The sequence below is a fragment of the Stenotrophomonas sp. 3diitr2024 genome (genome assembly GCF_042136455.1).
Taxonomy (GTDB): domain Bacteria; phylum Pseudomonadota; class Gammaproteobacteria; order Xanthomonadales; family Xanthomonadaceae; genus Stenotrophomonas; species Stenotrophomonas sepilia.
Genome location: NZ_JBHHMJ010000299.1, coordinates 1 through 4,838 on the forward strand (window position 1 = coordinate 1; position 4,838 = coordinate 4,838).

The 4,838-nt window shown below is 66.9% G+C and carries 4 protein-coding genes; 1 reads left to right on the forward strand and 3 read right to left on the reverse strand.

Annotation, left to right across the window (positions count from 1 at the left end; translation table 11 throughout):
* Positions 1-74: 74 nt before the first annotated feature.
* The 3 genes from ABGA94_RS06790 to ABGA94_RS06800 all read right to left on the reverse strand — a co-directional run bounded on the left by ABGA94_RS06790 (position 75) and on the right by ABGA94_RS06800 (position 4,010).
* Complete coding sequence (locus ABGA94_RS06790; RefSeq protein ID WP_005418417.1) at positions 75-542, reverse strand: hotdog fold domain-containing protein; 468 nt, start codon at positions 540-542, stop codon at positions 75-77.
* Between the two features lie 76 nt (positions 543-618).
* Entirely contained in the window at positions 619-3,096 is a 2,478-nt protein-coding gene (locus ABGA94_RS06795; protein WP_005418415.1) for an acyl-CoA dehydrogenase, read from the reverse strand.
* Positions 3,093-4,010: an alpha/beta fold hydrolase gene (locus tag ABGA94_RS06800; protein WP_053501026.1), complete on the reverse strand. Its 918-nt coding sequence runs from the start codon at positions 4,008-4,010 to the stop codon at positions 3,093-3,095. Before ABGA94_RS06800 ends, ABGA94_RS06795 begins: the two co-directional genes overlap by 4 nt.
* Before the next feature lie 153 nt (positions 4,011-4,163).
* Here ABGA94_RS06800 and ABGA94_RS06805 point away from each other — a divergent pair, with 153 nt between their 5' ends.
* Positions 4,164-4,766 carry a TetR/AcrR family transcriptional regulator gene (locus ABGA94_RS06805; protein ID WP_005418411.1) on the forward strand — a complete coding sequence of 201 codons (603 nt, stop codon included), beginning with the start codon at positions 4,164-4,166 and terminating at the stop codon, positions 4,764-4,766.
* The last annotated feature ends 72 nt before the right edge of the window (positions 4,767-4,838 follow it).

Sequence of the window (4,838 nt, forward strand, 5' to 3'; positions counted from 1 at the left end):
CCCCACCCCCTCCGGCCCAACCGATAAACCGCATCCCGCGTCCACCCACGAGGGGCTGCGCCGTTCGCGGGAACTTACTTCGCCGGCGACATCCACATGTCGATGACCGCGCTGAACACTTCCGTCCCCGCGCGGTCGCGCACGCTGACCGTCACCGGCAGCGCATAGCCCTCGGCCGCGACCACAATCGGCTGTGCCGGCAGCGCCACCGCCTGCAGCGTGCCGCGGGCCTTGGCCAGGTACTGCACCTGCATCCCCTTCGGGATCCAGCGCATGCCCTTCGGCAGCGATGCATCGACCATCAACCCGGCGGTCAGTTCGGCCAGGTTGCACATCGCGATCGCGTGCACCGTGCCGATGTGGTTGCGCACCCTGCGGCGATCGGCCAGCGTGCCTTCGCAGCGACCGTGTTCCAGGCGGGTGATGCGTGGCGCGATGCTGGCGAAGTAGGGCGCCTTGAAACACACCGCGCGCGAGAACAGCCAGGTGCCGGCGGGCCAGCGCTGCAGGCGTTGGTAAAGCGAGAGCAGGGGCGTGGACATGAGGGGTATTCCGGTCGGCGGATAACGCGACGGCGGGCCGAGGCCCGCCGTCGAAGGCAACGCGTGTCGCGGGCGATCAGGCCGCCTGCGAATGCGGATCCTTGTGCTGGCGGTCGTAGTAGCTGGCCGCGCGCAGTTCGTGGGTGTCGAAGTCGTCCACGGTGATGGTGTCCAGGGTGAGCGTGCGCAGCTCTTCCAGCAGGCTGCGCTCGTCCTGGGTGATCACGCCCTCGGCCACGGCTTCGTCCAGCTGCGCCTTGAAGTCCAGCGCCTCGATGCCCTTGCTCTTCAGCGCCTTGAGGAACTTGCGCTCCACCGGCTCGGCCATGATCGCCTTGCTCAGGTAACTGTTGATGCGACCACCCGGGTTGTTCTCGCACGGGGTCAGGAACACGCCATTGGCGAGACGGTCGCGGGCTTCATTCGGCGCCATCAGCAGGGCGGCGACGCGGCGGCTCAGGCGATCACCCGGAGCCTCGGCACGACGGCCCAACGGGAAGATGAGCGCCCACATCAGCCAGCCGATCGGACGGATCGGGAAGTTGCGCAGCGCGGCCGACAGCGACTCTTCGATCTTGTGCACGCTGTCATGGAAGGCCCAGGCCAGCAGCGGCTGGTCGGCCTGCGGTGCACCTTCGTCGTGGTAGCGCTTGAGCATGGCGCTGGTCATGTAGACATGGCTCAGCACGTCGCCCAGGCGGCCGGACAGCGATTCCTTGAACTTCAGCTTGCCGCCCAGGGTCATCATCGAGATGTCGGCCATCAGCGCCAGGTTGGCCGAGTAACGGTCCAGCTTGCGGAAGTAGCGGCGGGTGTAGGCGTCGCCCGGGGCGGCGCCGAAGCGCGCGCCGGTCAGGCCGAACCAGAACGAACGCACGGCATTGGAGATGCCGAAGCGGATGTGGCCGAACAGGCTGCGGTCGAACTCCTGCAGGCCGGCACGGGTATCCGGATCCTGCGCGGCCTTCATTTCCTTCAGCACCCACGGGTGGCACAGGATCGCACCCTGGCCGAAGATCAGCAGGCTGCGGGTCATGATGTTGGCGCCTTCCACGGTGATCGCGATCGGCGCGGCCTGCCAGCTGCGGCCAGCGAAGTTGCGCGGCCCCAGGATGATGCCCTTGCCGCCGATCACGTCCATCATGTCCGAGATCACTTCGCGGCTCATGGTGGTGCAGTGGTACTTGGCGATCGCCGACGGCACCGACGGCACGTCGCCACGGTCAACCGCGGCGGCGGTGGCCTGCGACAGCGCACTGATCTTGTACGCCTTGCCGCCGATGCGGGCCAGCGCTTCTTCCACGCCCTCGAAGCGGCCGACCGACAGGCCGAACTGCTTGCGGATGCGCGCATAGGCGCCGGTCACGGCGGCACCGGCCTTGGCACCGCCGCTGGCGGTGGACGGCAGGGTGATCGAGCGGCCCACCGCCAGGCACTCGTTGAGCATGTTCCAGCCCTTGCCGGCCATGGCTGCGCCGCCGATCAGCTGGGTCAGCGGAATGAACACGTCCTTGCCGCGGATCGGACCGTTCTGGAACGTCGAGTTCAGCGGGAAGTGGCGACGGCCGATTTCGACGCCGGCGGTATCACGCGGCAGCAGGCCCAGGGTGATGCCGATGTCGCGGGTATCGCCGATCAGGCCATCCGGGTCGTACATGCGGAAGGCCAGGCCGATCAGCGAAGCGACCGGGGCCAGGGTGATGTAGCGCTTGTCGAAGGTCAGCTTGACGCCGAGCACCTGCTCGCCGTTCCACTCGCCCTTGCAGACGATGCCGTAGTCCGGGATCGAAGTGGCGTCGGAGCCGGCGAACGGACCGGTCAGGCCGAAGCAGGGCACTTCGCGGCCATCGGCCAGGCGCGGCAGGTACTGGTCCTTCTGTTCCTGGGTGCCGTAATGCACCAGCAGTTCACCCGGGCCCAGCGAGTTGGGCACGCCGACGGTGGAGCTGACCACCGAGGACACCGAGGCCAGCTTCTGGATCACCTTGTGGTGGGCCAGCGCGGAGAAGCCCAGGCCGCCGTACTCCTTCGGGATGATCATGCCGAAGAACTTGTTCTTCTTGATGAAGGCCCACAGCTCCGGCGGCAGGTCGGCGTGGACGTGGGTGATTTCCCAGTCGTTGACCATCGTGCACAGCTCTTCCACCGGGCCATCGAGGAAGGCCTGTTCTTCAGCGGTCAGCTGCGGCTTGGGGTAGTTGAGCAGGATGTTCCAGTCCGGATCACCGGTGAACAGTTCGCCCTCGAAACCGACCGAACCGGTTTCCAGCGCGATGCGCTCGGTCTGCGACAGCGGCGGCAGCACCTTGCGGAACACCTTCATCATCGGGCCGGTCAGCAGCGGCTTGCGGATGAACGGCAGCAGCAGCGGCACGGCGATCACCGCCAGCACCGCCGCAGCGACGATGGTGGCGGTCTGGTTGACGTAGGGAATGAACCAGCAGGCGGCCAGCAGGGCCACGCTGATCAGCGTCCAGGTAACCAGCCGCATGCGGTGATAGGCGACGAAGGCGCCTGCCAGCAGCAAGGCGAGGAAGGGAAGAACGATGCTCATGAGCGTGCTCCGGTGACGTGCTCGTTTGTGGCGGACGAAGCCGCAGCGTCCGCTGCGGGCAACACGTCCAGATAGTCCAACACAGTAGCGGTAAAGGCGTCGTTGTCATCGCCGGCGACCATGTGGGTCGCTTGCGGCAGCTGTACATGGCGCGCATGCGGCGCCAGCGCCAGGAATTCGGCCACGGTCTGCGGCGTGACCAGGTCGCTGCGGCCCCCGCTGACCAGCAGCAGCGGGCACTTCACCTGGCGTGCGGCCTCGGCCAGTGCGTCCTGGTGCTGCTCGCTGTCGCGGGCCAGCTCGGCCACCAGGCGTGGGTCCCAATGCCAGCGCCAGCGCCCGTGGCCGTCCTCGCGCAGCAGCGCACGCAGCGACTGCTCGGATTTGCGCGGCCGGTGCGGCATGTAGGCCGAGATCACGTCGGCGGCCTGGGTCAGCGAGGCGAAGCCGTCGGGATGGGCGGTCATGAAGGCGAGGATGCGCTCGACACCCGCGGTATCCCAGCGCGGGGTGATGTCGACCAGCACCATGGCCGAGAAAAGGCCCGGCCAGCGCGATTCGGCCAGCAGGCCGAACAGGCCACCCATCGAAGCGGCAACCAGTACCGGCGGGCGCGGCTGTTCGCCGGCCAGCACGATCAGGTCGTCGGCGAACTGTTCGCCGTGATAGGGCAGATCGGTGCCATTCCAGTCGGAATCGCCATGGCCGCGGGCGTCGTAGGCCAGCGTCTGCAGGCCGGCCGCGTTCAGTGCGCGGGCAGTGGCGTTCCAGGCATGGCGGGTCTGGCCGAAGCCATGGGCGAACAGGACCCGGCCGCGCCGGCCATGCTCGCTGGCGGTCGCCGCCAGGCGGGCGCCATGGGCGGCGTCCAGGCGCAGGTCATGGAACGCAGCGGGAGTTGGGGACATAACCATACTTGCTAGTATGGAGAGCTTCGAGGGGAAGTCAATACTGCACGGTATGGTGCGTTGCAGAATGCGCGTGGAGGGACCCTTCCGAGGGGCCTGCGACGGTTTCGACCGCAACCGCGTACTGCAACGAACCCCGGCGTATGGTTAAATCAGCCCATGAATCAACCTGACGCTTCCGCCGGCGAACCGCGCGCCGGCCGCAACAGCCGCCTGAGTGCCGAAGACTGGGCCCAGGCGGCCCTCGATCTGATTGCTGAACAAGGGGTCGGCGCCGTCGCGGTAGAGCCGCTGGCACGGCGGCTCGGCGTTACCAAGGGCAGTTTCTACTGGCATTTCCCTTCGCGCGATGCATTGCTGCAGGCGGCGCTGGAACGCTGGGAACTGTTCGAACAGGAACAGGTGTTCGGCAGCCTGGAAGACGTACCGGATCCGCGTGTGCGCCTGCGCCAGCTGTTCCAGATGGTGGCGCATGAAGTGCAGCCGCACATCATCTACAGCGAGCTGCTGAAGGCATTGGATCATCCGATGGTGCGGCCGGTGATCGACCGGGTCTCGCAGCGTCGCCTCGACTATCTGGTCGCCTCGTTCCGCCAGGCCGGCCTCAGCTCGACCGATGCGCGTCATCGCGCACGCCTTGCGTACGCCGCTTATGTCGGCTTCCTGCAGTTGTCGCTGCAGCTGCAGCAGCCCAAGCAGGCGCGCGAGGATTTCGAAGCGTACGTCGAGCATCTGATCGAGACGCTGATTCCGAACGGATGAGTGCCCGGAAATGATCTCGAAGGAAGGCCGCAGCGATGCTGCGGCCTTTTTTGTTGTGCGCTGGCCAGCGCC